Source organism: Novosphingobium sp. ERN07 (assembly GCF_012641335.1).
Classification (GTDB): domain Bacteria; phylum Pseudomonadota; class Alphaproteobacteria; order Sphingomonadales; family Sphingomonadaceae; genus Novosphingobium.
Genome location: NZ_JABAID010000018.1, coordinates 30,020 through 55,116, shown reverse-complemented (window position 1 = coordinate 55,116; position 25,097 = coordinate 30,020). Strand labels below are relative to the sequence as shown.

General features: G+C 62.2%; 18 protein-coding genes. 7 read left to right on the top strand and 11 right to left on the bottom strand.

The features are described 5' to 3' along the window. Positions 1 to 98: 98 nt before the first annotated feature. The gene (locus HGI47_RS17950; protein ID WP_168854152.1) at positions 99 to 536 is read right to left on the bottom strand and encodes a VOC family protein; all 438 of its coding nucleotides are present in this window, start codon (positions 534 to 536) and stop codon (positions 99 to 101) included. Between the two features lie 139 nt (positions 537 to 675). Here HGI47_RS17950 and HGI47_RS17945 point away from each other — a divergent pair, with 139 nt between their 5' ends. From HGI47_RS17945 to HGI47_RS17935, 3 genes are all read left to right on the top strand, one after another. Beyond that, a complete protein-coding gene (locus HGI47_RS17945; protein ID WP_240950273.1) occupies positions 676 to 1,386 on the top strand; it encodes an SIMPL domain-containing protein in 711 nt (236 codons plus the stop codon). Positions 1,387 to 1,469: 83 nt separating this feature from the next. Next, entirely contained in the window at positions 1,470 to 2,276 is an 807-nt protein-coding gene (locus HGI47_RS17940; RefSeq protein ID WP_168854150.1) for a metallophosphoesterase family protein, read from the top strand. Positions 2,277 to 2,627: 351 nt separating this feature from the next. Further along, positions 2,628 to 5,834 (top strand): TonB-dependent receptor, encoded by a 3,207-nt coding sequence (locus HGI47_RS17935; protein ID WP_168854149.1) that lies wholly within the window; start codon positions 2,628 to 2,630, stop codon positions 5,832 to 5,834. Between the two features lie 70 nt (positions 5,835 to 5,904). Here the strand turns inward: HGI47_RS17935 and mtgA are convergent, their stop codons facing one another. Together mtgA and HGI47_RS17925 are read right to left on the bottom strand one after the other, a co-directional pair. Beyond that, positions 5,905 to 6,627: a monofunctional biosynthetic peptidoglycan transglycosylase gene (gene mtgA / locus HGI47_RS17930; RefSeq protein ID WP_168854148.1), complete on the bottom strand. Its 723-nt coding sequence runs from the start codon at positions 6,625 to 6,627 to the stop codon at positions 5,905 to 5,907. Between the two features lie 54 nt (positions 6,628 to 6,681). Then, complete coding sequence (locus HGI47_RS17925) at positions 6,682 to 7,350, bottom strand: Crp/Fnr family transcriptional regulator (protein WP_168854147.1); 669 nt, start codon at positions 7,348 to 7,350, stop codon at positions 6,682 to 6,684. 147 nt (positions 7,351 to 7,497) lie between these two features. Here HGI47_RS17925 and HGI47_RS17920 point away from each other — a divergent pair, with 147 nt between their 5' ends. The 4 genes from HGI47_RS17920 to HGI47_RS17905 all read left to right on the top strand — a co-directional run bounded on the left by HGI47_RS17920 (position 7,498) and on the right by HGI47_RS17905 (position 15,664). Then, a complete protein-coding gene (locus HGI47_RS17920) occupies positions 7,498 to 7,935 on the top strand; it encodes a hypothetical protein (RefSeq protein WP_168854146.1) in 438 nt (145 codons plus the stop codon). Positions 7,936 to 8,098: 163 nt separating this feature from the next. Continuing rightward, positions 8,099 to 11,137 (top strand): adenylate/guanylate cyclase domain-containing protein, encoded by a 3,039-nt coding sequence (locus HGI47_RS17915; RefSeq protein ID WP_206066273.1) that lies wholly within the window; start codon positions 8,099 to 8,101, stop codon positions 11,135 to 11,137. Next, entirely contained in the window at positions 11,134 to 12,501 is a 1,368-nt protein-coding gene (locus HGI47_RS17910) for a cytochrome P450 (RefSeq protein WP_168854144.1), read from the top strand. Before HGI47_RS17915 ends, HGI47_RS17910 begins: the two co-directional genes overlap by 4 nt. 31 nt (positions 12,502 to 12,532) lie before the next feature. Further along, a complete protein-coding gene (locus HGI47_RS17905; protein WP_168854143.1) occupies positions 12,533 to 15,664 on the top strand; it encodes a hypothetical protein in 3,132 nt (1,043 codons plus the stop codon). Here HGI47_RS17905 and HGI47_RS17900 read toward each other — a convergent pair whose 3' ends face one another. The 8 genes from HGI47_RS17900 to tssF are packed head-to-tail and all read right to left on the bottom strand — an operon-like array spanning position 15,665 to position 25,095. Next, the gene (locus HGI47_RS17900) at positions 15,665 to 17,071 is read right to left on the bottom strand and encodes a class I SAM-dependent methyltransferase (RefSeq protein ID WP_168854142.1); all 1,407 of its coding nucleotides are present in this window, start codon (positions 17,069 to 17,071) and stop codon (positions 15,665 to 15,667) included. A 15-nt stretch (positions 17,072 to 17,086) separates the two neighbouring features. After that, the gene (locus HGI47_RS17895) at positions 17,087 to 17,569 is read right to left on the bottom strand and encodes a hypothetical protein (RefSeq protein ID WP_168854141.1); all 483 of its coding nucleotides are present in this window, start codon (positions 17,567 to 17,569) and stop codon (positions 17,087 to 17,089) included. Further along, positions 17,566 to 18,210 (bottom strand): hypothetical protein, encoded by a 645-nt coding sequence (locus HGI47_RS17890; RefSeq protein ID WP_168854140.1) that lies wholly within the window; start codon positions 18,208 to 18,210, stop codon positions 17,566 to 17,568. Before HGI47_RS17890 ends, HGI47_RS17895 begins: the two co-directional genes overlap by 4 nt. Before the next feature lie 4 nt (positions 18,211 to 18,214). After that, positions 18,215 to 19,033 carry a peptidoglycan-binding protein gene (locus HGI47_RS17885; protein ID WP_168854139.1) on the bottom strand — a complete coding sequence of 273 codons (819 nt, stop codon included), beginning with the start codon at positions 19,031 to 19,033 and terminating at the stop codon, positions 18,215 to 18,217. Between the two features lie 5 nt (positions 19,034 to 19,038). Further along, the gene (locus HGI47_RS17880) at positions 19,039 to 19,479 is read right to left on the bottom strand and encodes a hypothetical protein (RefSeq protein WP_168854138.1); all 441 of its coding nucleotides are present in this window, start codon (positions 19,477 to 19,479) and stop codon (positions 19,039 to 19,041) included. Positions 19,480 to 19,505: 26 nt separating this feature from the next. Continuing rightward, positions 19,506 to 22,163, bottom strand: coding sequence for a type VI secretion system ATPase TssH (tssH, locus tag HGI47_RS17875; protein WP_168854137.1), 2,658 nt, complete (start codon positions 22,161 to 22,163; stop codon positions 19,506 to 19,508). Further along, positions 22,160 to 23,269 carry a type VI secretion system baseplate subunit TssG gene (gene tssG / locus HGI47_RS17870; protein WP_168854136.1) on the bottom strand — a complete coding sequence of 370 codons (1,110 nt, stop codon included), beginning with the start codon at positions 23,267 to 23,269 and terminating at the stop codon, positions 22,160 to 22,162. Before tssG ends, tssH begins: the two co-directional genes overlap by 4 nt. Further along, positions 23,233 to 25,095 (bottom strand): type VI secretion system baseplate subunit TssF, encoded by a 1,863-nt coding sequence (gene tssF / locus HGI47_RS17865; protein WP_168854135.1) that lies wholly within the window; start codon positions 25,093 to 25,095, stop codon positions 23,233 to 23,235. The genes tssG and tssF overlap by 37 nt, the downstream gene beginning before the upstream one ends. Positions 25,096 to 25,097: the final 2 nt, after the last annotated feature.

Sequence of the window (25,097 nt, the reverse complement as noted above, 5' to 3'; positions counted from 1 at the left end):
CCCTTTTACGCAGGCGCAACATCCTTTTTGCGATACGCCAGAAACGAAAGCGGCGCCGGGATCGCTCCCGACGCCTTACAATGCGCTGGTTTCCGCTGTTACCAGGTGCCGGTGTTGGCCATGCTGGCCCAAGGTTCCTGCGGTGGCAGATGTCCGTCCTGCAAAAGTTCGACCGAGATACCATCCGGCGATTTCACGAAAGCCATGTGGCCATCGCGCGGTGGGCGGTGAACGATATGACCCGCATCGATCATGCGCTGGCACGTCTCGTAGATGTTATCCACCCGATAGGCGAGGTGGCCGAAATTCCGACCGCCATCATAGCTTTCCGCAGGCGAGCCATCTTCGGGCGGCCAGTTATAGGTGAGTTCAACTTCGGCCACGCCTTCATCGCCCGGCGCGGCGAGGAAGATCAGCGTGAAGCGGCCCTGCTCGCTGGAGAAGCGGCGGACCTCTTTCAGGCCGATCAGTTCGAAAAAGGCGATGGTTGCATCCGGGTCAGTCACCCGGATCATGCTATGCAGAAACTTGGTCACGATGGGCCTTTCCGTTCAAAATCGGTTCATCGACAGAATTGCACACCTCGGCGTAATCCAGAAAAGCGCTGGACCGCGCAGGGAGATCACGATGCAGGGCGAAGATAGGGACGATCAGAGCGAGGCGAAAGCCGGTGTGATGCGCTTTGTGCCGCAGGGTGGAAAAGGCTTGTTGCCCGTGGCGATCCTTGCCGCTGGGCTTGTGATCGGCGGGTGGTTCATTGGAGACGGCTTTCGCCGCGCCAAGGTGGCGGACCGTTCGGTCACCGTGCGCGGCCTTGCCGAGCGTGAGGTGACGGCGGACCTGGCCACCTGGACGCTGGCCTATTCCGCCACCGCGCCCGATCTTTCCAGCGCACAGGCCAGCGTTGACCGCGATAGCCAGTCGATCCGCGCATTCTTCAACGAACTGGGCTTTCCAGCCGATGCGCTCCAACCCACCGGCGTCAACGTGCAGAGCTTCAACAACAACGGCGTGGTCAGCTTTACCGTGCGCCAGCGCATGACCTTGCGCACGACCGATATGGACCGTGCGCAGAAAGCGGTGAAGCGGCAGTTCGATCTCGTCCGGCGTGGGGTGATGCTGGAAGAGGGATCGGGCATGGCCTTCACCTTTACACGACTGAACACGATCAAGCCCGAAATGGTGGCCGCCGCGACCAAGGATGCGCGCGCTGCTGCAGAGCAGTTCGCGCGGGACAGCGGCGCTTCGGTGGACGGGATCAAGACTGCCAGCCAAGGCTACTTCGAAATCACCGCGCGCGATGGCGATGGTGGCGGCTGGGGCGTTTCCGACACGCCATACAAGAAGGTCCGCGTGGTTACGACGATAGACTTCTATCTGCGGTGAGTGATGATCCTGACCGGAGCGATAAGGCGGTGGATGTTGCAACGCGCACATCATACCGCCATATCGCACGGTAACGAGGGTCCATGTTCAACAAGTTGCGTTCCATATTTTCCAACGGCGTGAATGATGCCGATGCTGCGGCCATGCCGGTTGCGCGGGTGCCAAAGGGGCAGCGCGTGTATGCGGTAGGCGACATTCACGGGCGGCTCGATCTGTTTGAACAGTTGCTGCAACGGATCGAGGAAGACGACGCGCGCCGCGGTCCCGCCGATACCACGCTGATCCTGCTGGGCGATCTGGTGGATCGCGGGCCGGAAAGCCGGGGTGTGGTGGATCGTGCGATGCAACTGGCGCAGACCGGCAAGGTTCGCGTGCTGGCGGGTAATCACGAAGAAATGCTGCTGACCAGCATGGAAAGCGATGAAGCGCTGCGCCACTTCCTGCGCCACGGCGGCAAGGAAACGCTGTTCAGCTATGGCCTGCCACCAGAGGAATACAGCCGCTCTATCCTGCCCGAACTGCGCGAGCGCATGAACGCACTGGTTCCGGCAGAACACGTCGCCTTCTTCCGCGCGATGGAAGATCGCATCGCGATTGGCGATTACCTGTTCGTTCACGCCGGGGTCCGCCCCGAAGTGCCGGTGGACCAGCAGACGACTTCGGACTTGCGCTGGATACGCCGCGAATTTCTGGATCATGCGCAGTGGCATGGCCACATGATCGTGCACGGCCATACAATCACCGATGAACCCGAAGCCCTGCCGAACCGCATTGGCATCGATACCGGTGCCTACGCTTCGGGCCGGTTGACCGCTTTGGGCGTGGAAGCGGGCGAATACTGGTTCGTTTCGGCTGCAATCATCCCCGACACGCCCCAAACGGAGGGGTGAACGCGAAAAGGGTGGGGAAACCTTCGCGTTTGCAGCAATTTTTACCCCCGCGTTGCACAAATGCAACTTCTGCCGTTTCCTTAGGATTTCGGCGTTTCATCTGAAACAATATGTCTCTGAGGCGGAAATGCGCGCAACGCCATTTCAAACGCCGTGTGGCGCGTGTCTTTCGGTCGCAACATCGTCATTCTGGTGTCACATGAGACCGGTTTTGGGGCGTCCGCAGGGGCGGCTAAGGGCTGTTCGCAACTGAACCGGGCAGGGTGATTCCCCGCCTTTCAGATGCAACGGTGCTGAAACGCGCCCGCGCTGCAACCACGCCTTTCCGGGCGCATTAACGGGGTCAATACCATGCAACTGAGATTCCTCCTGGCCGCAAGCGCTGCCAGCCTGACGATGGCCACAGCCATCGCTACGCCCGCGTACGCGCAGGAAACCTCTTCTGCCGTTCGCGGCACCGTGATGGCCGATGGCCAGCCTGTTGCCGGCGCGACCGTTACTGTCGTTCACACGCCTTCGGGCACGACCGCTTCGACCACGACCGACGCGGGAGGCAATTTCTCGTCGAACGGCCTGCGCGTTGGCGGTCCCTTCGAAGTGACCATCGAAGCAGATGGCTTCGAAACCGCCATCGTCAATGACCTGTTCCTGCAGGCTGGTTCGCCCGCTCGCCTGCCTATCACGATGCAGGCAACGCAGCAGATCGTCGTCACCGCATCTGCCATCACGTCGGTCGCCGGCGTGTCGGACGGTCCGACCACCTCGCTAAACGCCGCGAAGATCGCCTCGTCGGCTTCGATCAACCGCGACGTGCGCGACCTCGCTCGCCGCGATCCGCTGGTGACGCTTGACCTGACCAACAGCCGCACTATCGAAATCGCCGGCAACAACGGCCGCTTCAACCGCTTCTCGGTTGACGGTATGCAGATGTCGGACGACTTCGGCCTTAACAATGGCGGCCTGCCGACCAATCGCGGCCCGGTGCCTTTCGATGCCATCGAGCAGTTCACCGTCAAGGTTGCACCCTATGACATCGCTGAAGGCGATATGCAGGGCGGCGCCATCAACGTCGTGCTGAAATCGGGTGGCAACAAGTTCCACGGTGGCGGCTTCTATTCCTACACCGACGATGGCCTGACCGGCAGCAAGACCAAGGATCGCACGGTCAACCTCGATTTCGATTCAAAGCAGTTCGGCGGCTGGCTGTCTGGCCCGATCGTCAAGGACAAGCTGTTCTTCATGCTTGCCTACGAACGCACGAAGGAAGGTCGCCCGCTTGAAGCCGGCTTCGGTGATGGTTTCGCCAACCAGGTTCCGGGTCTTACTCAGGCAGTCATCGATCAGGTGACGGCGACCGCGAAGAGCCGCTTTGGTTACGACACGCAGGGCCTGATTTCGACCACGCAGGAAGAAGACGAGAAGATCGTCGGCAAGCTGGACTGGAACATCAGCGACGACCACCGCGCATCGCTGACCTACATCCGCAACATAGGCACCAACCAGTTCCAGCAGAACACCTTCCTGACGGCGCCTTTCGCACTCGGCTACCTGTCGAACGGCTATGAACTGCGCGAGGAAGTGAATTCGGGCACGCTCGAAATCAACTCCACCTGGTCGGACAGCTTCTCGACCACGGTGCGCGGATCGTATCGCGATTACAACCGCGCACAGACGCCGTTCGGTGGCAATGCCTTCCCGCAGATGGAAGTCTGCACCGATGCCACGTCGAACGGTTCGGCAACGGGCTGCACCGGCACGCGCCTCTTCTTTGGCCCGGACGTTTCGCGCCATTCTAACGCGCTCAACACCGAAAACCTCTCGTTCGACGTGAGCGGTCGTTATGACACCGGCGACTTCACGCTGCGCCTGAACGCCGGTTACACCCGCGTCAACGTCTACAACCTGTTCCTGCAGCGTTCGCTGGGCGACTTCTACTTCGACTCGCTGGCTGACTTTACCGCCGGCAATGCAGCGCGCCTGCGTTACGCGAATGCCGTGCCATCGATTGACCCCACTGATGCCGCAGCCCGCTTTAACACCACGAACTGGACCTTTGGCACGCAGGTCGACTGGCAGGTTACGCCAACCTTTGATGTGACACTGGGCGCGCGATACGACTTGTTTGACAACAACGTCTCGCCTCCACTGAACCCGAACTTCCTGGCGCGCTATGGCTATTCCAACCGTTCCACGTTCAAGGGCCGCGGCGCTTTCCAACCGCGCTTTGCGGCAAATTGGGAAGCAACCGATCGCCTCGTTTTCCGGATGGGTGCAGGCGTGTTTGCAGGCGGTACGCCGGACGTCTATCTGTCAAACGTGTTCTCGAACACGGGCCAGTTGACGAACGCGGTGGACATCACCCGCGCCAACTGCGCAGCTTCGGGCACGTGCGCCGCGCTGAACGGGCTGACCTCCGGAACCATCCCCACCAGCGTGGTTGATTTTCTTGCACGCAACACTGCCAGCTTGGCGGCTGCCCCGACCGACAATATCGATCCCAACCTGAAAATTGCCCAGAAGTTCAAAGCAACCTTCCAGGCGGACTACAACGCCGATCTCGGCGGGCTGGGCGACAATTGGCTGTTCGGCGTGCAGTTCCTCTATGACAACACGCTGCAGGGCTATATGTGGCGCGATCTGCGCTCTGTCGCAGTGGGCACCCTGCCCGACGGGCGCACCCGCTATGGCCCGATCGGCGGTGCTGCAACCACCAACCGCGATCTCCAGCTCACCAACACCAGCGACGGTCGCAGCCTGTTCGGCACCTTCCGCTTCGCCAAGAACTGGGATTTCGGCCTTGGCATTTCGGGTAGCTACACCCGTGCCGACGTGAAGGACCGTTCGTCGTCCACCTCGTCGACCTCGTCGTCGAACTACGGCAACAATGCGTTCTTCGATCCGAACATGCCTGCTTATGGCCGTTCGATCTACGAATACCGCAACCAGTGGAAGTTCGGGGTGGACTTCAGTCGTGCGTTCTTTGGCGATGCCAAGACCACCGTGTCGCTGTTCGGTGAACTGCGTTCGGGCCGTCCCTACAGCCTGACCATGCTCGACAACACCAACGGTCGCGGTGCGGTATTCGGCACGGTGGGCAACCTTGGCAACGTGCTGCTCTATGTCCCGACCGGGGCAAACGATCCGCTCGTCCAGTTCGAAAATGCCGCGGCTGAAACCGCGTTCAACGGGCTGGTCGACCAGCTTGGCCTTGGCAAGTATCGCGGCAAGGTCGTGCCGAAGAACTCGCAGACCTCGCCGAACTTCTTCAAGGTCGATCTGCACTTCGGGCAGGAAATCCCCATGCCGATCGTTCCGGCTGGCAAGATCGAACTGTTTGCTGACGTCGAAAACGTGCTGAACATGATCGACAAGGACTGGGGCGCGCTGTCGCAGGTGGAATTCGCCTACAACGCCGCCGTCGTCCGTGTGACCTGTGCCGCAACGTCGGGCGCCAACTGCACCAAGTACCAGTACGGCACCGTGCAGGCCCCGAACGAAGTGCTGCAGACGCGCCAGTCGCTCTACGGCATCCGCATCGGCGCGAAGGTCAAGTTCTGATCAACGCCTGATTGCTGAAAACAAATCAGCGCGGGAGGGGAAACTCTCCCGCGCTTTTTTCGCTGTCACCTCACCGGTAAACGCAGGCATCCAGCCCGTCGGTTTTCACCACGCCGACGCGACGGGCGATGGAATTGCCGTGGCGGCGGGTAAAGCCGCCTGCGCCGTTGACTTCGCGTTCCTTGGGCAGCGGCAGCACGGCGGCGATGCGGGCAGCCTCAATCGCGCTGAGTTTGCGCGCGCTCTTGCCGTAATAGCGCTGGGCACCAGCCTCTACGCCATAGGTTCCGATGCCGGTTTCAGCGACGTTGAGATAGACTTCCATGATCCGGCGCTTGCCCCAGATCGTTTCGATCAGGACGGTGTACCAGGCCTCAAGCCCTTTGCGCAGATAGCCGCCGCCCTGCCACAGGAACACGTTCTTGGCGGTCTGCTGGCTGATCGTCGATCCGCCGCGAATGCGTCCACCCTGCTGGTTGCGCTTGAACGCCTGCATCATCGCTTCATGATCGAAACCGTTGTGCAGGCAGAACTTGCCGTCTTCGCCCGATATCACCGCGTCGACCATATCGCGGTCGATATCATCCAGCGATGTCCAGTCCTTCGTCACCGGATTCTCGTCCATCAGCATGGTCAGCGTGATCGGCACTGGCACGACCTTGTAGATCACCACCTGGGCCACCGAGATGAACAGGAAGGCGGCAATAAGCCGCGCGATCAGCCAGCCGAAACGGCGCGCCGGGCGCGGGATGGAGGATGTAGGCTGACGAGGGTTCTTGAGGTCTTCGAGCATCGGGTGCCAAACTATCCGCGATGCTGGCGGTATGGCAATGACCTTGAATTGCGATCAGGCTGTCTGGGAAAAACGATGCAAACGGTCGGCCAACCGGGCCACCGAGGGCACCATGATACGCCGGCCCTCTTTCACCAGCAGACCTTCGCGCACGAGCAGCGCAAATTCGCGCGTCACCGTTTCACGATTGGTGCCGATGCGAGCTGCCAGTTCGGCCTGCGTCGGCACGCGCACGATACAGGCGGAACCATCGGCAGCAGGCTCGCCCGCAAGCCGCAGCAGTTCGGCCTGCAAACGCGGCCCCACGCCCATCGTCGACAGTTCGTAGATCCGGTTCGTCAGATAGCGCACCTGATGGGCAAGGTAACGCGCAAGCCATAGTGACACCACCGGTTCGCTTTCGATCAGGCCGGTGAACGTCGAGCCGGGGATGACCAGAAGCGTGCTGTTTTCCACCGCCACGACATCGGCCGAGCGCGGCTGCCCGTCTATCGCGGCAAGTTCACCGAACACCTCGCCCTGTTCGATCAGACGCAGCACGGTTTCGCGCCCTTGCGAAGAAACCAGAGAAACGCTGACGCTGCCTTCGGTCACCAGATAGACATCGTTGGCTGGCAAACCCACGGCAAGCAGCACATGCCCCTTGCGCACGCGCAATTGCCGACCGTTGCGCGCCAGCACTTCGCGCACGTTATCAGGCACTTTAAGATAGGAATTCGACACGGTGCTGGTCCGTTTTCGAGTGATTTCTAAGGCTGGACTTACCGAATGTGCCAAGAATCACAAGCGGCAGGTGCGCTGGACAACGGCGAAACATTGCTAAGACAGGCAATAACGCGAGTTCAGCCCGTCCCCCAAATTGCCGAGCCAATGCACCGCTACCTGATCTGGAAAGCCGGCCCTGGGCCGATCGACATCGAATTCAAACGCCTTGGCGAAGCCGTGCTGCGTCCGTCCGTCTCGATCGTGACGCCAGTGGGAGCAACCGTCGTCCCGCGTGAAGACGCCTGCGAGATTGCGCGCTTCAGCCTTGGTCAGGCAGACGTGGCAAGGCTGCTGTCCCCGCGTGAGGAACTGCGTGCGCCGTGCATCATGGTGCAATGCGATGCCTTCATGGCAATGGCATCACACCGCCGCCGCTGGGGCTGGTCGATCCGCGTTTCGCGCAATGGTCAGGCGCTTCAAGGCTATCATCTCGATGGCCGCCCTCTCGCTTTAAGTCGCGATGGCTTCACCCGCGCCCGTCTGCAAAACATGTCTGAAAAGACAGGCATGGCCCACGGCCACGACATCATCGGGTTGATCTGACTGTGTTTGCCGGTCTGCGCTATTCTTGCAGATCGGTTAAAAGCCCGAAACGACGAGAATTTTCGTTGCAGTTAGCCACCCAAACTGAATACGTGATCTTGCCGGGGCGCATTGGGCAGGATTCGCCGTACCCGGTCTGGGGACGCAAAAGCAGATCGTGCGGGTGCTGGGAGCCGAAAACGCGGAAAACGCAACGGGTGGCCTGCCCCGGTCTGGCACTCTGCCTGAAAGGCTGTCGGGCGAACTCGATTCCATTCGCTTTGCCACCATCCTCTTTGCCGATATCGTCGGCTCCACCCGCCTGCTGCGCGCGCTCGATCCCGAAGACGGGCGCGATCTGCTCGACAGCTCCATTGCCCTTATCCAGGATGCCATCCACGAGTTCGGCGGGCTTGTCGTGCGCATACAGGGCGATGGCGTGATGGCCGTGTTCGGCGTGCAGCCCGCCGCTGAAGATCACGCACTGCGTGGCGCTCTGGCAGGCCTGCGCATCGGCGAAAAGATGAAGAGCGGCGCGCTCGGCTTCCTTCCAGCACCGCAAGTTCGCGTCGGCCTTCACGCCGGGCCAATCCTGCTTCGGCGGCAGGACAACGATTTCGGTTCGATCCTCGACGTGGTGGGCCACGCCGCGCACGTTGCCGGACAAATCGAGAAGATGGCCCCGCCGGGCAGCGTGGCGATTTCCGCTACAATCGCATCGCTGATTGCCGAACCTGCTGAACTGCGTCCTGCCGGCAGCGTTGAAAGCGGCGGCACCGAAAGCGCCGAAGGGCGTGGCGAAGCCGTGTTCGAGCTTTTATCCATCGATTTCCTTAGCAGTGATCGGGTTCCGGTAAAGGGCAATGCCACCGCCCCGGTCATCGGTCGCGAAGCTGAACTCGAGCAGGTGCGCGCGCTTGTGGGCGGTCTGGCCAGTGCGAAACAGGGCGCACTGGCGATCATCGGTGAAGCGGGCATGGGCAAAAGCCGCCTTCTGCTGGAAGCTTCGCGGCTTGCGGCAGGGCACGGCACCACGTTTGCAGCGGTGCGCGGCAATGCCCTGCTGGAAGCCGTGCCTTTCGGGTGCCTTGGCGGAACGTTGCGCCATCTGATCGACCTTATCCAGCCCTTCGCACCCGATCCGGCGGCAGCGGCACAGCTTTCGGCCAACGAAGCGGCCTGCCTTGCCGGGTTGACTGCCAATGAAACTGGCTGGCTATCGCACCTGCCGCCCGGTGACCGTAGCCGCATTGCAACAGGCACGATCGTGCGGATCTTGGAACTGGCCGCCGCGCACATGCGCCTGCTTCTGCTGGTCGACGATGCGCAGTATCTGGACAGCGAGACGCTGATGGTGCTGGACGCCATCGGGCGCGGCGCAAGGATCGCTATGATCGTGGCCGGACGTCCTGAGGCGGTGCCCCGCATCGCCGGCATGTGCGCAAGGCAGCTTCGGCTCGCATCGCTGTCCCGCAGCGCAGCGCGCACGCTGGTTTCGCTTATAAATCGCATCACACCGATAGATGATAGCGTGATCGACAACGTGATCGACCGCGCCGAAGGCCTGCCACTGGCATTGCAGGAATTCGCGGTCATGCTGCAAGGCGATCCGACGGCAGATGTTGGCGTTGCGGACGATCCGTCAAACGCCACCCCGCTTCCAGCACGGCTCGATGCGCTGCTAGCGGCGCGGTTAGCCGCACTGGATGCAGACGCCACACGCCTTTGCCAGATCTGCGCTGTGTTGGGGCCGGTGTTTCCGGTCAGCCGGCTGCAGCGCGGGGGCGAACTGGTCTGCCGCAATCCCGTAACCGCAGTGGCTCGTCTGGTCGATGCGCGGGTGATCGAATTTGTCGGGACCGGGCAGGCGCGCTTTACCCACCAGCTTGTCCAGGAAGCCGCCTATCGCGCTATGGCAAGACGGCGGCGCACCGCGATGCACGGCAATGCTCTCGTCATCCTCAAAGAAGCCAAGACCAAAAACGATATCGTGCTGCGCGTGGGTACCGGCGATGAAACGGCAAGCCACGCCGAACTTGCCACCCATGCGGAAAAGGCAGGCCTTCATGCCGAAGCGTTGGGTCATCTCTGGGAAGCCTGCGTACAAGCACTTTCGCTGGCGGCAATCGATGCCGTCCGCCAGTTGCACGAACGCGCCTGCGCGGTTGCCGCGCACCTTCCCGCCGCACAGGCAGCGGCGGAGCGCAGCCGCTTTGCCATGCTGGTGTTCGACACGCTTCAGCAACTCTCGCTGGAACAGGTGGTTCGTGCGGATGTTCAGGCGGTTGCCGAAGGGCGCATCGATCTGGGGCCTGCCTTGCGCACCGTGGCGCGCATCAACATGGCCCTGCTTGACTGGATCAATGGCGCACCTGCGCGCGGCATGGTCTGGCTGGAACAGGCAGAAGCCGATCTGGATGCCCGCGAAAGCCTGCCGCGCCGGACTTATGCCGATCTGACGGCGGCCTATATTGCCTTCTCGCGCGGCCATCCGACCGAGGCTGTGAACCGGATCGAACGGCTAGGTGCGCGCTTAGCCGACGGGCTGCGCGGTGAAACCTTTGGCGCGGTGGTGGTGATCCCGCACGTACTCGCCCGCGCTTTCGGCGCATGGTATCTCACCGATCTGGGGCAGACGGCCAAGGCACGATCATGGGTGGCCGAAGCGATCAACCTCTCCCGCCGCTATGCCCACGCCTATTCGCGGCTGCTGGCGGATCTGGCACATGGCTATCTGCATTATCGCGCAGGCCGGACGGCGCGCGCACTGCCCATTCTGCGTCGCGCACATGCCGATTGCCTGCGCAGCAATTTTCTGGGATTCGAACCGGCCTGCGTCAGTTGGCTGGCGCTGTGCATGATCGATCAGGGGCTGCTGGCCGAAGCTGCAACGGTGCTCTCGCAATCAGTGGAACGCGGGCATTTCCGCAAGGTGCGCACATCAGCCACCTATTACCTGCACGAAGCCCGCGCCCGGTTGGCGCTGGCAAGAAGCGAAGCAGAAGATGCCGCAAATCTTGCCGCGCTCGCGCTGAACCACGCGCGCGATTGCGAGGATGTGGTGCACGAACTTCACGCGCTGACGCTGTGCGCCGAAGTTGGCGCGATGACCGGTCGTCCTGTCACCGGCGCAGGGCATATTCACATTCCTGTCGTGAAGGCACGGGTCGAAGAACTCGGCCTTACCGTGCTGCAACAGCGCCTTGCGAGCCTGCCGGCATGAGCGCCGAGGCGGAACTGGCAGCGGTTGGCCAACGCCTGCTGGATCCCGCAGCGCCCGTGCTTGAGCGACTGGAAGCATTGGAAGATGCCGATGTTCCTGTGCGCGTATTCGTGGCGGCGCGCCACGATGCGGTAACAGGCGTTATGTGCGAAGAGCAGGTGTTCTCGCTCCGCCATTACGACGAACTGCTCGAACAGGTCCTGCCCGGAACGCGCTATCTGGTGGGTGAAGATAATTCGGCGCGGCAGGTGCGGCTGCGCCAGCTTCATGCAGCACAAGCCTGGTTGGATGCGCGGCGCGCGCCGGAAACGCTCGGCGAGCCACCGCAGATGGCTCCCGGCTTTCGCAACTGGATCGCCGCCATCGCGCGCGAGGAAGCAGATTCCATTCTGGATGTGCTGGAACGCCGCGCTGCGACGGGCGAGGCAGTGAACTTTGCGCGCGAATATGCCTTCCTGATTGCCTATCGTATGGCACGGCGGATCATCGGTGTGCCCGCGCCTGAAAAGGCGCCGGGCCTTGTCCGCATGATCGTGATGTGGCGCAACACGCTGCGGCCGGGGGCGTGGCTGCGCTTGAAGGACGAACTGGGCGATTCAGTGGCCCTTCTGGTCATGCTCCAGCCCCTGTTCGGCCATGTCTTTGGCACTGTGGTGCGCAGCCCCAGTGCCCTGCAGGCACTCAGCCGCAGAACCGCAGGCCCTGCCCTTGACGCTATCGATCAAGCGCTGGCAACGCCCGAAACCGCGCCCGAAGACAGTCTGCTCAGCGCGCTGGTTGCGGTGAAGCCGCAGTTTGCAGGCGTTGTCGACTACGATGCGCAGGCCCGCAGCGTGCTGTTCGAACTGACCGGCGCACTGGTGCTGATCATCGGCAAATCGCTTTCGGAAATGGCGGGCTTCGCCACATCTCCGGCAGGTGCGGCAGCAGGAATCGACTGGGATGGCCTTGTCGCCCGACTGGATGATCGCACCGCAACCGTCAGGGATCACGATGCGATCGTGAACGAAATGCTGCGCCTGACGGGAGGCAGCCGCCTGACCCGCACGGTGCGGCATGATTGCCAATGGCGCGGGATCGATCTGAGAGCGGGTGACCGCGTGGTCGTGCTAATCGACGCGGCATCGCGCGATCCGGCAGCCTTTGCCCAGCCTGAACGCTTTCAGGCCGATCCGACGCGCCCCTACATCACGTCAGGCCCGCTGCAAGGGCCGCACGTATGCTATGGCCGGGGCATCGCGTGGACCATCATGCGCGAGGCCATCGTCGCCACAAAAGGGCGCATTGCACCTGCCGATGGCACAACCCTTTCCCTTTTCGCCGGACTGCCCGACGATCTGCCATTCGTCGCCTGTCGCCAGTAGCCTGTAGCCTATAACCAGAAAGATCCCGCGCATGAGCGTTTCGCAGGACTTCATCACCATCGCCATCCCCTTTGGCGACAAGTCCGAATGGTGCGATGTCGGTGACGTGGAACGCAAGATTGCGGAGCTGGGCAATCCGGCAAGCGGGGAAATCGACGCTGCCCTGCGCAAGACCGGTATCATCCACTTCGCCAGTATCCACGCGATTGCGCCCGAAGCGCCGGGTTACTCTGCGCATCTGGTAATCGAAGCGACGGTTGACGGCGATGCCGACCGGGCGCTCGACGTAATGGCAGACCATGCCGCCACGGCGCTCCTTCCCCTGCTCCGGCTGACCAGCGGCATCGAGGATGAAGCCGCCGTCCTGCCGCTGCTCAAGCAGCACAGCCACCGCATCAGCCAATCGCCCCTGCGCTGGCCGGGCCGGTTGCTGGGCCTGCCCTTCGGCGGCCTGCCGGGGCTGAGCGTAGAAGCAATCACGCGCAACCGCGATATCGTCGAAAAGGCGCGCGGCATCATCAGGCGGATGCGTGAAAGCTCCTCGATGATCGGGCCGCAGACGCTGCTGAAAGCCGTGGCGAAGGAACTGGAACAAGACCTTGCCGCCCTGCCCGACAAAAAGCCAGCAGCGCTCGCCTTCTGCGACACCAACGATGCGCCTTGGCTCGATTTCGCCAAAACCCGCTGGTCGCTCGGCTGGATAAGCCGCGGACTGTGGGATGCCCGGGCGTTTTGGCTGCCGCTGCTGGTGCTGCCTTTCATCGCATCGCTGGCGGCCTTGCTCTGCACCGGTCAGGGGATCGGCCCTGCGCTGCTTCTGTCCTTGATCGCCATGCTGCTCTTCGCCGCAATCGCCATCGGCACGATCGCGCTGCTGCTGCGCCGTGATGAGCAGGCCAACACGCCCGTAGACCGCACCCCGTCCGCCGCCGCACTGGGCGCGATGATGGCGCGCGAGAATGCGCCCGGCGTGGTGCAGAACCACATGATCAGCGTCACCCGGCTGCGCGCTGCGTGGATACGCAAACTCAGCCTGCCGCTGGCCTTCATCGCGGTGGCCACGATGGCGCGCATCGGCGTGATGCGGCGCGGTTTCCTTGCAACCATAGGCACGATCCATGCCGCGCGCTGGATCGTGCTGCCGGGCACCCGGCAATTGGTGTTCCTTTCCAATTACGATGGCAGTTGGGAAAGCTACCTCGAAGATTTCATCACCAAGGCATCCGAAGGCGTCACCGCCGCCTGGAGCAGTTCCGAAGGCTTCCCCACCACGCGCCTGCTCTTCTTCAAAGGGGCCGAAGATGGCGACCGGATGAAGCGCTTTGCGCGCGGATCGATGCAGCCCACGCCCTGCTGGTTTTCTGCCCACCCCGATCTATCGACCTCGGCCATGCGCAAGCACGCGCTGATCGTCAGCGGGCTGATGTATCATGCGCGGCTGGAGAATTGCCCTTCCGAAGCCGAAGCATGGCTCGACCTGTTCGGATCGATCCCGCGCCCGACCTATGGCTTGCAATACGAGGAAATCCAGACGCTGATGTTCGGTGGCCTGCGTCGCCATCCGCACTCCATGCTCGTCGCGCTGAACTTCGGCGCGCCGCGCAACGAAACAGGCGCGCATCCCTATGCCCATGTGCAAGCATGGCTCGCCAAACTGATCGCGGGCGAAACGCTGGCCTTTGGCGACAAGCCGCCCGAAAGTCTTGTCTGCAACATCGCCTTTTCAGCGTCCGGCCTGCGCCTGCTGGGGCTGGACGATGAGCTAGCGCTTGAAGGCGACGGCACCGATCAGGGCTTCCCCGCCGCGTTCGCGTTGGGCATGACCCACGCCAGCCGCAAACGCGCACTGGGCGATCCGGCCACGCTGGACTGGGCCGATGATGCCACCCACGCGGTCCTCCTGCTTTACGCCCGCGACGAAACCATCGCGGCGCGCTTTGCCACCATCATGGCCGAAGCAGAGCAGCATGGCCTTTCGATCACAGCGAAAATCCGCACCGGCATCAACGCGTTCGACGTCGACACGTTTCGCGCCGCATGGGACGCAAACGACGATGCTCTCTCCGCCCCCGCCGCAACCCGCGCCTTCGTTCATGCCCAGGCTGAAACCAGCGACGAACTCTCTGCCGAACCATTCGGCTTCGTCGATGGGGTATCGCAACCACTGGTCCGGGGCTTTCCAGGCCGCCACGGCGCGCCCGATCCGGTTCACGGCGTCGAACCGGGCGAATTCATCCTCGGCTATACCGACAATCGCGGCTACTTCCCTCCATCGCCGCTGGTAGAACGGACAAGCCTTGCCCCCGGCCTCCAACGCCGCTTGCTCGCCGCACCGCCGCAGGGGCAACCGATGGAATACCCCGACTTTTCAGCAGGCGATGCGCCCCCGCGCGACTTTGGCCGCAACGGCAGCTATCTGGTGATCCGCCAGTTGGAACAGGATGTCGAAGGCTTCCGCGATCAGCTTGGCAAAGCCGCCGCACACGTCTGTCGCCACAGCGACGTGATCAACCCGCACAACGGCAATCCGCATCGCACCGGCGAATGGATCGCCGCCAAGATGCTGGGCCGCTGGCGCGATGGGTCAGCACTGATCGACCACCCCTTTGCCCCATCGTTCCGCAGCGGAGCCGATGCGATGCGCCGCAACGGTTTTCTCTACAAGGATTCCGACCCGCAAGGGCTGCGTTGTCCGTTCGGCGCGCACATTCGCCGCAGTTTCCCTCGAGATAGTCTGGCGCAAACCGATCCGGTGGAACTTGCGGTCACCAACCGTCACCGCCTTCTGCGCAGGGGGCGCCCCTATCTGGATGACACGGGCGAAACGGTGCGGGGCACGCTGTTCATGTGCTTCAACGCCGATCTCGAACGCCAGTTCGAATTCGTGCAGCAGACGTGGCTGGGATCGCCCACCTTCCACGGGCTTGAGCAGGAACCGGACCCCTTCGCCATGCACCACGGCGATGCTCCGGGCGCGGAAAAGGCCCGCTTCACGATCCACGGGCGGAACGCGCCGCTGGAACTGCCCGATGTCAAACGGCACATCACGGTGCGCGGAGGCGGCTACTTCTTCATGCCGGGTCGCCACGCACTGTGGTTCCTTGCCGGAAGCGCGCTGGAAGATACGCCCGATGGACCGGGGTTGGCGCTCGCCGCCCGCTAACTAGGCCTGCATCAGCGCCTTGCTGCAACAGGCGGTAAGCGCGGCCAGCGTATCTTCGGGCGGGATGCCAGTGTCCAAGGCGGCAATCTCGCCCACCGTGCGCGTGCCATCCGCAGCCATCAGCAGCGCGCGCAGTTCGGGCTGTTCAATCTTGATCACGCCATGATCCAGCGTGCACAGCGTCGTTTCGCCAAGATCCAGCATCCCGCGCACCAGTGCGCCCGAACACGGCCTTTCCGCCGGAACCACAGGAAACGGTGCTGGTCCCGGATGCAGCGTCACGTACCATTCGGTGTATAGCTGCAAGATCACGCGCAACAGCTTGGGATCGCCGGTCATTGCGCTGATCGGCACGCGCTGCGGATATGCGGCTGCGGCGCGCGTCAGCGCATCGGCAAGGCCATCGTCGTTGATCGTGATAACATCGTCACCCAGCACGAATGTGCCATCGTCCTGCCGCCTGATCTTCGTCGATAGCCACAGGTCGGCAATCCGCGTGGCGTCGATGCGGCGATCAGGCACCTGCTTCACGAACAGGCTCTGCCGGAAGTATCTGAGCGCGGCATAATCATCGCGCGATGCGGCCAGCAACACGGTGCCTTCAGGATCGTCGGGCATATCTGCCCCATCGGCAAGGAAGCCATCAAGCTGGCGATTGCGCCCCGCGTCGGTCAGGAACGTCAGGCCATTGGCATGGGCCGCTGCCGCCACGTCCAGCAAGCGCTGCGGATTGAAGCAGGGGCCAAGTTCATCGTGGAACAGCACCGCATCTGGACGCTGCAACATGTTGCCGGCCTGCTGGCGCAAGGTGGTGGCCAGCGGTTCGTCGCCATCGCGCGCACGCGCATAATCTTCCAGAAAATCGCGCACGGCGGCAATGCGCTCGTCAGGATCATCGATGACCCCGATTGCATCGAGCAGCATCTCGCGCATGATCATGCGCACGTGCCCACCGGGCATGGCGTTATAGCTGATGAACGCCACGCCGCGATCCGACAGGACATGCGCGGCAAGCCGCATCGTCGCCTCGCGGACATGATCGGGCACCCAGGCATAAACACCGTGGGCAATCACATAATCGAACGCTCCGGCCGGATAGCGATGGTGCGCCTCGCAAATGTCCTCCACCGCCAGCGTCACGTTGGTCAGGCCCGATGCGTCGACAATCTCCTGCCCGCGCGCAATGGCGGTTTCGGAAAGATCAAAGCCATGCGCATCGCACCCCGGCCACATCGCCGCCATCGCGATCAGATTGACACAGTTGCCCCCGCCGATCTCCAGAATGCGCGCCTCCTGCACCGGCACCGGGTTCAACCCTGCCAGATGCGCCAACACTGCCAGACGTTCAGGATTGGTCTGGGCAAAGACGGTAGTCGGATAGGCAACGCGATCATAAGGCGTGGTCAAGCGATCGGTCCTTTTTCAATCCCGCACAAAGGTAAAAGTCTGGCAGCGGTGCAGATCGAAATCGGGATCAGGACCAGGACCGCTGGCGATATCGTAAACTGAAAGACGCAATTCTTTCGCCTTCGCTGGATCGGGCAAGGCAAACGATACGGCCAGAACCGGCGCTGCGCCGCACAGGCCATCCTTGCCCCACACAGGCTTTGCGCCATCCGCCGGATCGACACGTGCCAGCGTCGACGAAACCGGCTCGATGCGGAGCGTCAGCCCTTTGGCAAACACAAGTCGATCCTGCTTTAATTCAAGCGTTCCGAGAACCTTGTGCGCATCGTTGTCATAGGCTTGCCATTCGCCCAACAGGGCAGGAGCGATGGCCTGCTGCCTGTCCGGCGCAGCAGAAGACGCTTTGGCAACCGCTTCGGTCGCAGACGTATCCGGCGCGGGCCGATTGCAGCCCGTCGCCATGATCGTCAACGCGCAGATCGCCGCGATGGCCCTCATTTGCGCACAGGCCTTGCGGGCGGGCGGCCCGGCTGATTGCGAGCTTCGACTTCCGCGATGCGGGCGGCGGACAGGAACAGGTCTTTGACTTCCTTGTTGCGCTCTGCCGAAAGCTGCGGACGGTTCGATTCCAGCGCGGCGCGCTTCCAGTCAGGCCCTTTCGGATGGTTGATCGCGCGGCCAAAGTTCTTGAACTTCTTGGCCAACCCGTTCGGACCGAGGTTATAGACCATGTCCATCAGTCCAACCTGCGCATCTTCCGGGAACGACAAAAAACCGGGATAGATTCCGCGCAACTCGGCAACGAACGCGTCCAGCTTCATCGCGCGCAAATGATCCGCTTCGGATTCCATGATGAACAGTTGGGCGTCCTTACGATAGGACTGCGCAGAATAATTGCGATCCGTCCCTGCCGGGCTGATAGCCTGCACGCGCCGCCATTCGGCCCGCTTTTCGTCTGCAGTGGCTGGCTTCTTGTTGGGGTGGCGCAGGTCAACCTCAACCGCCGCATCGGCATTGGGCAGCATTGTGCCATAACCAATAGTGACTTTGCTGACCGAATCCAGATACAGCCAATTTATGAACGCCTCACCCTTTGCAATCAGGGCGATGGCGCGGACCTTGGCGTTGGCTAGAGACATCGCGTTATCGGCCGGTTACCGACCAGTGCGGCGGGTCGTCCGGCAACTTGTGCAGCACCTTATAGGTCGCGCCGACATCGTGCAGCTTTGCATTGGTTCCGTTCCGCGGTGCAGTCGAGATGGTAGTCTCCGTGCCATTGGCCTGCTTGATCTTGAGGTCGCCCACCCACGAGATCGTCATATCGATAGCCGTGCCGCGCAGATGATTGGAGTTCAGTGACGGTTGCTTCTTTATGGCGAAAAGCGAAACCATTTCCTGTGCTGCCTGCCGCGATTTCTGCGGTGTTTCGTGAACCCAGTTTATATCAACACCGTCGATCGCAGCAGCATCCTCCGCATTAATGAGGCTCTTGGCAATATCCCAGCTGTACCTCATGATCTTCGCGCGCGTCATGCTGCGGGTGGTGGCGTTTACCGTCACGGTTGCGCCAGCATCCATCAACGCTTTGACAAACTTCTTCACATCACCCCGAAAAGGCTCGGACAGCGCATCAACGCGGCTCTCATTCGGCCAGCGCGCCTGATTGGCGTGCCACCAGGCGCTACCACTCAAGGGAGCAGAGGCCGCAACGGTCGCGGGCTTCGGTGCGTTCAGGCCCAGCGCTGCGGCAATCCGCCCATTGGACGTCACAATTCCGTCTGGCAAGGGCATGCCCGCGGCTTTCTGGAAAATCCTAATCGCCGTGTCCGTCTTTCGACCGATATGACCGTCAACCTTGAGCGGCGCCACCCCCATCCGATCGACGAATTTGTTCAGCGCAGCCTGCACTTCCCGCACATCATCCAGAGCATTCTGCCCACCGATACCCACGGTCCCCTTCATGGCCCCTACTCCACTACGCTGTCATAGTCCCAAAGCGCGGCGATCACGTCCGGATTTTCATGGTACTTCCGGCGGATGCCTTTGAGCGCCGCATCGGTACCCTTGCAGGTTTCCTGCAGCTTCTGTTCCAGAAATGCCTTGCGCTCGGCGTCGTACGGCTCCTCGCCCCGGAAATGATCGCACAGGCTGCGCCGCTCGATAAAGGCCCTGACGTCCTCAGGCAGCGCTGACGTGTCCACCTTTGCGGCGGTCGCAGCACCTTCCTCGTCCACTGCGGAGGCAGATGTTCCGGGTCGCTCAGGCGACGCTGTTGAGACTGCGTCGGACGGGACGCCGGACACCTGCGCCGACGCACCATCGCTCTGCTCAGGCGTTCCGGCGCTGCATCCCGTCGCCGACAGGGCGGCGATCAGAAACAGCGAGGCGCGCCACCTCCCATTCAACATAGGCTCGATCTTTCCATCCCGTGAATTTACCCAAACCGATATCCGAACCCGTCGCCTTCAACCGTGACATCGATCACCTTCACCTCTTCCCCGTTCATCTGCCGGTTCAGCAGTTCGATCGAAAGATCAGGCAGCATGGTGTTGGTCAGGATAGCGTCGATCAGACGGCCACCGCTGGCCACTTCGTTGCAGCGGGACACGATAAGGTCGACCACTTCCTGACCATAGTTGAACGCAATGCCGTGGCTGTCTGCAATGCGTTTGACGATGCGGTTCAACTGAATGCGGACGATGCCCTGCAGCATCGTGGGGCTGAGCGGATAGTAGGGTAGCACGATCAGGCGGCCAAGCAGGGCGGGCGGGAAGACCTTCAGCAGTTCGGGGCGCAGCGCGGTCGCCAGCGCTTCCGGCTCGGGCTTCATTTCCTCGTCCTCGCTCATCGTGGTAATGAGGTCGGTGCCGACGTTGCTGGTGAGCAAGATCAGTGTGTTCTTGAAGTCGATGTAGCGGCCCTCGGCATCGTTCATGAAGCCCTTGTCGAAAACCTGGAAGAACATCTCGTGGACATCAGGGTGGGCCTTTTCCACCTCGTCGAGCAACACAACTGAATAGGGGCGCCGCCGCACCGCTTCGGTCAGAACGCCGCCCTGCCCGTAACCGACATAGCCTGCTGGCGCCCCCTTGAGGGTGGAGACGGTGTGCGCTTCCTGAAACTCGCTCATGTTGATGACGATCAGGCTGTCATCGCCCGAAAACAGCAGTTCGGACAGCACCATAGCCGTTTCGGTCTTGCCGACGCCCGATGGGCCGCAAAGCATGAACACGCCCACCGGCTTGTTCGGATTGTCCAGCTTGGCGCGGCTGGTCTGGATGCGCTTGGCGATGGAATCCATCGCGTGATCCTGCCCGATCACCCGCTTTTTAAGCTGATCGGCAATAGTCAGAACGCTTTCGATCTCGTTCTTGACCATGCGGCCCATCGGGATGCCGGTCCAGTCACCCACCACGGCAGCAATGGCATCCTGATCGACCACGCCGAAGACCATCGGCTCGTCGCCATGTGCCTCGGCCATCACGCCAAGTGCCGCCTTGAGCGCCTCTTTCAGCTCATCCTCGCGCTCGACCGGCCCTTCACCTGCCGCTTTGCGCGCCTCGGTCAGCGCATCGCGCGCGGCAACGACGCCTGTCAGCGCCTCCTTCTCACGCTCCCACTTGGCACTTACTTCTTCGACCGCAGCCGCCGCGTCGGCAATGGCCTCGTCCAGCTTGGGCACGCGCTCCCCGCTGGTATATTGCCCGCCCGCCTCACGCAGGGCAATTTCGCGTTCCACTTCAAGCAGTTCCAGCCGCCGCTTGCGGTCCTCGACTTGTGCGGGCGTCGAATGTTGCGACACCGCCACGCGCGCACAAGCCGTATCCAGCAGGCTCACCGCCTTGTCCGGCAATTGCCGCGCCGGGACATAGCGCTGCGAAAGCTTGACCGCAGCCTCCACCGCCTCGTCCAGCACCACCACGTTGTGATGCTTTTCCATCATCGGCGCGACCGAGCGGATCATCGCCACCGCCTTGTCCGTCTCCGGCTCGGCCACGTCCACCGTCTGGAACCGCCGGGTCAGCGCGGGGTCTTTCTCGAAGTACTGGCGATACTCGGCATAAGTCGTCGCCGCGATAGTCCGCAAATTCCCCCGCGCCAGCGCCGGCTTGAGCAGGTTGGCCGCATCCCCCGTCCCGGCCTGCCCCCCTGCGCCTATCAAGGTGTGCGCCTCGTCGATGAACAGAATGATGGGCGTGGGGCTGGCCTCTACTTCGTCGATAACCTGGCGCAGGCGCTTTTCGAATTCGCCTTTCATGCTTGCGCCTGCCTGCATCAACCCAATGTCGAGGCTGCGCAAGGTGACGCCCTGTAGCGAGGGGGGAACATCTCCATCGACGATCCGCTTGGCAAAGCCTTCGACCACGGCGGTCTTGCCGACACCTGCCTCGCCCACAAGGATCGGGTTGTTCTGACGGCGGCGCAGGAGGATGTCGACGCACTGGCGGATTTCGCTGTCACGCCCGACGATGCGGTCGATCTTGCCATCGCGCGCCTGCTGCGTCAGATCGACCGAGAACTTGGCCAGCGCTTCTCCATCGGCAACCGGGCCGGGGCCAGCTTCACCACCAGCACTACCGCTTGCGGCCAAGGCACCCTCTGTTTGGGTCGATTCGCTGCTCGCTGCGCAAATTTGTTCGAACTGGTCGCCCAATCGTTCAGCATGAACCTTGCGGAATTCCGAACTCATCCCGAAAAGCGCGTTCTTCAACTTGTCGTCCGTCAGCATACCGAGCAGTAGGTGCCCAGTACGCACTCGGCCAGCTCCAAATCGCAGTGAAGCGCAGATCCAGCCTTCCTGAATCGCTTCGCCGATCTGTGGCGAAATTGCCGAGATTGAGCTGGCCCCGCGCGGAAGAGCATCCAGTGCGGCCACGATGTCGCGCTGCAACACTTCTTCAGATAGGCCGAAGGTCGTGCGGATTGCTGCGAAGTCGTTCTGCGGGTTCTGCATCAAAACGTGCATCCAGTGCACCAATTGCACTTCCGGATTTCCGCGATGCTTGCAGAACGCAAAAGCTGTTTCCGCAATAGCCTTGCGCGCGGTCGAATTCAGTCGCCCGAACAGGGCTTCGAATGTTATCCCAGTCATGCTGACGGCTTCCTCTTTCTCAAACTGGTCTTGCGTAGATGGGCGTCGGCCCGGATCGGGCCAGTAGATTGCGAATGTGCGACAAGTTCCGATCCCGTGGCGGAACCGGGTTTGCGGCGACGGCGGGCAATCGCGGCGATGGCAGAGCCACGCGGTTTGAGCCAACCCGTCCAACCGAGCCGGGTCTTGCCATCGAGCCGGGCAGGCGGCGCATCATCATCAGCCAGTTCGACGCACAAATCCCATTCGAGATGCGTCGGCTTGAAAGCCTCTATCGCTTCGGCGGCCACGGCAAAGCGCGTGCCACCAGGCATCAGCGAAAGGTAATCGGCGTGGTTTTGCGCGCGCACGATCACGCGGAAAGCATCCGACGCGCTATAGATGCGCCCGCCGAGCACCGCATCCTGCCCCAACGTGGCATAGTTTCGGCCAAGCCGGGTGCGATCTTCGCGCTCAAGATCACGCCATCGCGGCACGAACTCCACCACCTGCGCAGGCTGGCGCAGCAAATGGCTGAGCGCATCTTCAATCGCCACAGCGCTACGCGGCCCGGCGAAAACAGCGGCATAGTGGAGCCGAGCGCGGGCATTGAAGCGATTGTTCGGCCCAGCCCCTTCGCCCGCACCCGACAAGGCGCCAAGCCAATCGGCAAAACGATCATCTGCCGGACGGTCTGCCTGCGCGGCGGGCTGCGATTCAGCCCATGCGCGATAGAACAATTGCAGCATCCGCCCGGAAATGGTGTTCAGCCAATCGAGGAACGGCTGTTTTTCGGCATAGCGCCGTTCATAAGCGGCAAATTCGGTGAGATGGATGGGAAGCGGCCCCATCGGCCCTAACAGCCCCAACCATTCGCCATAGAGCCGCGGCCTGCCGTGGCGGAACTCCAGCTTGGCAAGCGTACGCGGGGAAAAGGCCAGCGACGGCTCCTGCGCCAGGTCGACGATGGACTGCTCCGGCCTACGCGCAGCACCGATGCGCGGCTTGCCGGAATCCTTCGCCTCTGCTCGGCGCAACACGGCAAACAGCCCACTGCGCTGCAGCCCGGCGATCTCCGCCGACCAGTCGATCAGATCGTGTGCTTGCGTCCGATCCGGGGCGGCCATGACATTATTGTCCCTTCGCCCGGCGTGCGGACGATCGTTTCGGTGAAACTGTTGACGGAGGTGAAATCGGCCAGAAACCGTTCCACCACGGCGGAGAAGAGAAAAAGACGCGCGTTTTCAAACGACGCATCATCAAGCGTGAGGGTGACGCGGCTGCCGCGCGCCACGGCCATAGCACCGCGCCCCGGCACACGGCGCGTCACAGGGCGCGAACCGACGGTGACGATCCCGTCGATCTGCCGCCGCAGCGCTGCATTGTCACGCGGACCGTAGAGCGCGAGGTGATCGCGCAGCATTGATGGATCGTTGCCGTCTTCAGGCACGAGCGTAGCATAGTTGGGCGTGAGATGCGCGATGATCCGCCACGCCGCATCATCCAGCCCAAGCGGCGCGCGCGGCTTGCTGGGACTGCGCAGAACGCTGACCGCGCGCACCGGGCCACCAGGCGGGACGAAATGTTCGGTCCCGCGGAACGACAGCTTCGATGGCAGTTCCCGATTGGTGACCAGCGCGCGGACGGCCAGTTCCTTGATATCGGCAATGCGTTCAGGATTGCCCGCAGCGGTCAGCGAAATCCATGTTTCGGTGCCGATATAATCATCCCGCCGCAACCGCCGCTGTTCACGCGTGGAGAGCCTGCGCAGCTTGAGCCGGGGAACGAAGAACAGCGCATCGCGCCAATCATAGAGCAGCGCACCGAGCGCATAGAGCGGCGCGACCGGACGCGGTTCAGTGGATTCGCGCAAGTGCGCCGTCACATCGAGCAACCGCCAAACCTCAAAATCGAGCGGCCTTGTGCGATCCGGCATGAGCAGAAATTCATGCCCCGCCGGATCGACCTGCACACGGCCAAGCTGCTTTTCGAACAGATTGATCGCGGGCGTGGCGAAAAGGCGGAAGTTTGCGGGCGAGAGCGCACCCGCCAGCGCGGGGGCATTGCGATTGAACAGCAAGACCACATCCACCGCGCCGCCATCGGCAGCAGCAAAGCCCTTGTCGAGACCGTTAAGGCTGGCAAAAAGGAAGCGTTCGGGGCAGGCGAAGTATTCTGTGAGCAGACGGTAGCCCCGGAAGGATCGCTCTTCAGCCGGAAGCAGCGCCTCGTCCTTGTCAAAGCCGATCTGCGCTGGCAGCGGCAATTGCACCGGTGTTGCCGATGCCGATTTGGCGGGCTTGGCCAGAACGGCCACGGTTTCCCCAATTATCTGGCGATAGAGTTCGCCGGGGATCGTTTCTGACCCATCAAGGTAGATGGGCAGATCGGAAATGCTCAGCTTGTCGAGCGGGATTGCGCCCACCCCTTCGAAGCGCAGCCGCAGGCCCGCCTCTGCCCGGATGCCTGCGCTGGCAGCGAAACTGGCAACGGCGGTGCGTGAACCGAGATATTCGACTTCGGCAATCCGCAGGGGATAAAGCTTCACCGCATGGCCGGTGCGGAAGGTTACCGGGCTGGCCCCGGCTTCATCGCTCATGGCGACCAGTTCTGTCTGGCGCGGCACTTCGTAGCCTTCAGCCAGCAGCGGATCGCCATCTTTCGGATCGAAACCAGCGATACAGATCGATGGGACCGGTGCCAGATAGTGCGGTTGCACCGCAGAAAGCAGGTGCTGCGTGAATTCGGGATACTGGTCCGAAATCTTGAGTTGCACGCGCGCCGAAAGATAAGCCACGCCTTCGAGCAGGCGTTCCACATACGGGTCAGGATCGTTGGGCGTTTTCAGGCCGAGGCGCGAGGCGACCGTCTCATGCTCTTCGCCAAATTCGCGCGCGGATTCGCGCAGATAGGTGAGTTCTTCGTTGTAGAAACGGAGCAGCCGCGGGTCCATCA

Bases quoted from the DNA above. Each gene is read 5' to 3' on its own strand.
- HGI47_RS17885 (WP_168854139.1), bottom strand. From the start codon at position 19,033: ATGAAGGGGACCGTGGGTATCGGTGGGCAGAATGCTCTGGATGATGTG.
- HGI47_RS17940 (WP_168854150.1), top strand. From the start codon at position 1,470: ATGTTCAACAAGTTGCGTTCCATATTTTCCAACGGCGTGAATGATGCC.
- tssF (WP_168854135.1), bottom strand. From the start codon at position 25,095: ATGGACCCGCGGCTGCTCCGTTTCTACAACGAAGAACTCACCTATCTG.
- HGI47_RS17945 (WP_240950273.1), top strand. From the start codon at position 676: ATGCGCTTTGTGCCGCAGGGTGGAAAAGGCTTGTTGCCCGTGGCGATC.
- HGI47_RS17880 (WP_168854138.1), bottom strand. From the start codon at position 19,479: ATGTTGAATGGGAGGTGGCGCGCCTCGCTGTTTCTGATCGCCGCCCTG.
- HGI47_RS17895 (WP_168854141.1), bottom strand. From the start codon at position 17,569: ATGAGGGCCATCGCGGCGATCTGCGCGTTGACGATCATGGCGACGGGC.
- HGI47_RS17890 (WP_168854140.1), bottom strand. From the start codon at position 18,210: ATGTCTCTAGCCAACGCCAAGGTCCGCGCCATCGCCCTGATTGCAAAG.
- mtgA (WP_168854148.1), bottom strand. From the start codon at position 6,627: ATGCTCGAAGACCTCAAGAACCCTCGTCAGCCTACATCCTCCATCCCG.
- HGI47_RS17905 (WP_168854143.1), top strand. From the start codon at position 12,533: ATGAGCGTTTCGCAGGACTTCATCACCATCGCCATCCCCTTTGGCGAC.
- HGI47_RS17910 (WP_168854144.1), top strand. From the start codon at position 11,134: ATGAGCGCCGAGGCGGAACTGGCAGCGGTTGGCCAACGCCTGCTGGAT.
- HGI47_RS17920 (WP_168854146.1), top strand. From the start codon at position 7,498: ATGCACCGCTACCTGATCTGGAAAGCCGGCCCTGGGCCGATCGACATC.
- tssG (WP_168854136.1), bottom strand. From the start codon at position 23,269: ATGGCCGCCCCGGATCGGACGCAAGCACACGATCTGATCGACTGGTCG.
- HGI47_RS17935 (WP_168854149.1), top strand. From the start codon at position 2,628: ATGCAACTGAGATTCCTCCTGGCCGCAAGCGCTGCCAGCCTGACGATG.
- tssH (WP_168854137.1), bottom strand. From the start codon at position 22,163: ATGACTGGGATAACATTCGAAGCCCTGTTCGGGCGACTGAATTCGACC.